At 68.2% G+C, this 4,406-nt stretch carries 3 protein-coding genes, 2 tRNA genes and 1 pseudogene; 3 read left to right on the forward strand and 3 right to left on the reverse strand.

Features of this window, described 5'->3' with window-relative positions:
• Nucleotides 1-192 precede the first annotated feature (192 nt).
• A complete protein-coding gene (gene tig, locus ACY5KJ_RS18020; protein WP_462189137.1) occupies nt 193-1,638 on the reverse strand; it encodes a trigger factor in 1,446 nt (481 codons plus the stop codon).
• 58 nt (nt 1,639-1,696) lie between these two features.
• Nucleotides 1,697-1,769 (reverse strand) — tRNA-Pro (locus ACY5KJ_RS18025).
• 47 nt (nt 1,770-1,816) lie between these two features.
• On the opposite strand from ACY5KJ_RS18025, the gene ACY5KJ_RS18030 reads away from it, so the two are divergent.
• Nucleotides 1,817-1,890, forward strand: a tRNA-Gly gene (locus ACY5KJ_RS18030).
• Between the two features lie 129 nt (nt 1,891-2,019).
• Here the strand turns inward: ACY5KJ_RS18030 and ACY5KJ_RS18035 are convergent.
• Nucleotides 2,020-3,144 (reverse strand): acyl-CoA dehydrogenase family protein, encoded by a 1,125-nt coding sequence (locus ACY5KJ_RS18035; RefSeq protein ID WP_462189138.1) that lies wholly within the window; start codon nt 3,142-3,144, stop codon nt 2,020-2,022.
• A 33-nt stretch (nt 3,145-3,177) separates the two neighbouring features.
• Between ACY5KJ_RS18035 and ACY5KJ_RS18040 the strand changes: the two genes are divergently transcribed.
• Both ACY5KJ_RS18040 and ACY5KJ_RS18045 read left to right on the forward strand, forming a co-directional pair.
• Entirely contained in the window at nt 3,178-4,056 is an 879-nt protein-coding gene (locus ACY5KJ_RS18040; RefSeq protein ID WP_462189139.1) for a hypothetical protein, read from the forward strand.
• Nucleotides 4,040-4,406, forward strand: a pseudogene (locus tag ACY5KJ_RS18045) (class I SAM-dependent methyltransferase); the annotation flags it as partial. The gene ACY5KJ_RS18040 and the pseudogene ACY5KJ_RS18045, both read left to right, overlap by 17 nt.

Raw genomic sequence — 4,406 nt, forward strand, 5'->3', positions numbered from 1 at the left:
TCAAACGGCAGATGTTCGGCCGCGCAGCTTCAGCCTGCTCCGCAAACGGGCCCTCCTCACCCGATGATCACCGGCGGGCCAGAAGAATCACAAGATCAGCGACAGATCCGGTGACCAACCCCCACGATGCGCCTGTTATGACCCGATGGTTGCTTCGGGAGGAACGCGACCGCGCCAGCGGCGAGGCGCCGATCAGCCGTTGCCGTCGGTCTTCGCCTCAACTGGCTCAACCGGCTCAACCGTGGCGTCCCCGGGGGCGACTGCCTCCGCCGCGACGGTGACGTCGTGGTCATGATCCGCGTCCGCGTCGGCGCCCGGCTGCGGACGGGCCGGCAGAGCGAGCTCGACGGAGGTCCCCGCACTGTCGACGACTTTGGCGTTCTCCAGCAACAGGAAGAGCGCCTTGGTCCGCAGGACATCGGCCATCAGGGCCGTCAGACCCTCGCCCTGCGCAAGCTGCTGAGCGTAGACGTCCGGCTGCACCCCGGAGCGCTGGGCACGCAGGATGATCTGCTCCATCAGCTCGCCCTGGTCGATCCCAATCGACTCGGCATCGATCACCGCGTCCAGGATGAACTGGGAGCGGATGGCCTTGCCGGCGGACTCGCGGACCTCCGCGTCGAACTCCTCCTCGGTCTGGCCGAGGGTCTCCAGGTAGGACGTGCGGTCCGTGCCGATGTACTCCAGCTCGCGGGAGAGGCGGTGCTCACGGGCCTCGATCTCGCCGACGAGCAGCGAGCCAGGCACCGGCACCTCCACCCGCTCCAGGAGGCTTTCCAGCAACTTCTCCCGGGCTTGGCCGACCTGTTCGGTGCGGCGCGACTGCTCCAGGCGCGCCCGGATGTCCGCGCGCAGCTCGTCGAGGGTGTCGAACTCGCTGACGGTGGTCGCGAAGTCGTCGTCCAGGGCCGGGAGCTCCTTCTCCTTGACCCCGCGGACCGTCGCCGTCACCTGGGCGGGCTGACCGGCCTGCTCGCCGGAGAGCAGCTCCGTGGTGAAGGTACGAGTCTCGCCGTCCGTGGCGCCGATGATCGCGTCGTCGAGACCCTCGACCAGGTTGCCACTGCCGACCTCGTAGGACAGCCCGGTCGCCTCGGCATCCTCGATCGGCGTGCCGTCTGCCTCGGCGGACAGGTCGAGCGAGACGTAGTCACCCGCCTGCACGGCCCGCTCCACCGGCGTGAGCACCGCGAAACGATCACGCAGCGCGCCGACCTGCTCCTCGACCTGCTCGTCGGTGACCTCGACGGCGTCAACGATGACCTCAAGCTCCGAGAACTCCGGCAGGGTCACCTCGGGCCGGACGTCCACCTCGGCGGTGAAGACGAGCTGGCCGCCGTCGGCGAACTCGGTGATGTCCACCTCGGGCCGGGACAGCACGTCGACCTCCTCGGCCTGCACGGCCTCGGAGTAGAGCTGCGGCAGCGCATCCTGGACGGCTTCGTCCAGGATGACATCCCGGCCCAGCCGCTGGTCCAGGATGCGCGGCGGGACCTTGCCCGGCCGGAAGCCCGAGACCCGGACCTGGCGGGCAAGCTTGCGATATGTGGCCTCGAGCGAGGGCTTGAGCTCGTCGAAGGGCACCTCGACAGTGAGCTTGACCCGGGTCGGGCTGAGGGTCTCCTTGGTGGCCTTCACGGCGCGGCGGTCTCCTGGTACGACGTTGGACAGGGGGGTGACACGCCGAGGCTATCGGTCGGGGCGGGGAGACTCGAACTCCCGATCTCCTGCACCCAAAGCAGGCGCGCTAGCCACTACGCTACGCCCCGAGGCGTTGCCTGCTCATTCTACGGGGTAAGCTCGCATCGATCACCTCGCGGGTGTAGCTCAATGGCAGAGCCCCAGCCTTCCAAGCTGGCCATGCCGGTTCGATCCCGGTCACCCGCTCCACTCTGGGTGGGTTGTGTCCGCGCGGGGGCGGACCTCGTCGTTCCGCCAGGCCTACCGGGAGGGCCGAGCCCCCCGAACCCCCCGCATGCTAGGTGGATCCTGCTCCGGGCGTGGTTGGTCTCTTGCCGGTCAGAGGGAGCGGGCGATGAGCTCCTTCATGATTTCGTTGGTGCCGCCGTAGATCCTCTGGACGCGGGCTGCGGCGTACATGCGGGCGATGGGGTACTCGGTCATGTAGCCGTAGCCGCCGAAGATCTGTAGGCAGCGGTCGACGATCTCGCACTGCTTGTCGGTGGCCAGGTATTTGGCCATGGACGCGGTTGCGCCGTCGAGCCGGCCAGCCACATGCTCGGTGATGCAGTGGTCGATGAAGGTGCGCAGCGCCAGCGCTTCGGTACGGCACTCGGCGAGCACGAACCGGGTGTTCTGGAATTCCAGCAGGGGTTTGCCGAACGCCGTGCGCTCCTTGGCGTAGGCGATGGCCAGGTCGACGGCGTGTTCGGCGGCAGCCGCGGCATTCACCGCGATGGACAGCCGTTCCTGCGGCAGTTGCTGTACCAGCTGCATGAAGCCTTGGCCCTCGGCCGGACCGAGCAGGTTGGCCGCCGGCATTCGCATGTCGGTGAAAGCCAGCTCGCGGGTGTCGGTGCCCATCGCGCCGATCTTCTGCAGCACCCGGCCGCGTTCGAACCCTTGCAGCCCCTGGGTTTCCGCCACGATCAGCGACAGCCCTCTGCCGCCGGGCGCGTTGCCGGTGCGGGCCACGATGATGAGCAGGTCACAGTGGGTACCGTTGGTGATGAACGTCTTCGCACCGTTGATCACGTAATGGTCACCCTCGCGCCGGGCGGTGGTGCGCACGGCCTGCAGGTCGCTACCGGTGCCCGGTTCGGTCATCGCGATCGCGCCGACGAACACACCGGACGCCAGTCTGGGCAGCCATCGCTGCTTCTGCTCGTGGCCGCCGTAGGCGTTGATATAGCGCGCGACGATCGGGCTGTGCACCAGGTAGGCCCAGCAGTCGTCGGCGATGTAGCCCTGCTCGCGCAACACCACGGCCTCGTGCGCGAACGTGCCGCCACCGCCGCCGTACTCGATGGGGCAGCTGATGCACAGCAGGCCGATCTCGCCGGCCTTGTTCCAGAACTCGCGGTCGACCGCGTGCTGTTCGGTCCACCGCTCGTGGTTGGGTTCGGATTCCTTGGCCAGGAAGGTGCGGGTGAGGTTTTGGAGCTGGTCGAGCTCCTCGGTCATCCACGATGATCGGTAGGTCATAGTCTGTCCTCAGTGGCCGGTGAAGTTGCCGGCGATCCGTTCGGCGATCTTCGTCGCGGTGGCAAGGGTTTCGGTGTCGGGGACGACCTGGCCGACCTAGCCGACCTACCCGATCTGCCCGTCAAAGGCCGCGGTCGCCGCGGTGTTGACGATGACGGCTTCTCCGATGCCCATGCTGTCCGACGGTACGGCAGGCTTTGCAAATGGTCAGCGGTGCTCGGCGTCCCCGCGCAGGGCAGCGCGGCCGAGATCGGCAGAGCCCACGACCCCGCCGTCGCCCGCATGTACGCCGAGCACCCCGCCCAGCTGCGCTACCTGCGCCGCGCGCTGATCGACCCGGAACACGACAACACCAAGATGATCATCCTGCTCGCCGACCTCACTCTCAGCCAGGTCCGCGGCCTACGTGCCGCCGGCATTTCCACCAAGCCCGATCCAGAGCACACCCAGGCGCTGGGCATCCTGATCCGCGAGCTCGGCCCTGATCCGCGAACTCGGCCCTCGCCTGCGGCAACCCGTGGTCGAGTAGTTCTGGAACCACCTCGCCCAGGACGCGCCCACCGCCGGGCCACCGCCAGAGCCGACGATCAAAATCAGACCAGTCCCGCGCCCCTGACGCAGGGCTCCGGCGTGCCTGCGGTGACGTTCTCCCGTGCCGCGGCGGGTGCGGCCGAACCCGGCGGCGTGTTCCGGCCCGGTTCAGCCTGGCCACCCGGTTCAGCCGCGCGGCGTGGAGCGGTCGGTGAAGCTTCGGCTGCAATTCGGATACAAGAGGTATTTTGCGGGGGCTTCCCGACTGCGGACCGGATGCGGATCAAATATTCAGAGGAGGCCGATGGTGAGGCGTCGTGGCTGGCTCCCGGTAGCCGCGTGTGTGGGGATCGGCCTTAACGGCATCCGGCTGCGCGGCCGGGTAGGTGCCATCGACGTCATCGAATCGGTGGACCATGGGCATCCGGGAGGCGAGCCCGGCTCGGACGACCCTCACGCGCAGCATCCGTCGTACATCCTCCTCCTCGCCTCCGGAGTGCGTCTCGGCCCCGAGCATCGCCGCGCAGCCGACACCTACGCGCGTCGGCACGGCTGCGAGGTCCTCGACCTGGTCCCAGCCGAGATGTCGGCGCACCGGATCCTCGACCTGGCGCGGATGGTCGACCCGTCCACCTACCGGTCAGCCCGGCTGGCCCGCGGTCGCGGGGCCTTCCAGGCGGTGCTCGTCAATGCAGAGGTGCTAGGGCCTG

The sequence above is a fragment of the Frankia sp. CcWB3 genome, from assembly GCF_977927595.1.

What these genes read in the sequence shown, in the direction of transcription:
- ACY5KJ_RS18035 (WP_462189138.1), bottom strand. Translation starts at nt 3,144, where the DNA reads ATGACCGAGGAGCTCGACCAGCTCCAAAACCTCACCCGCACCTTCCTG.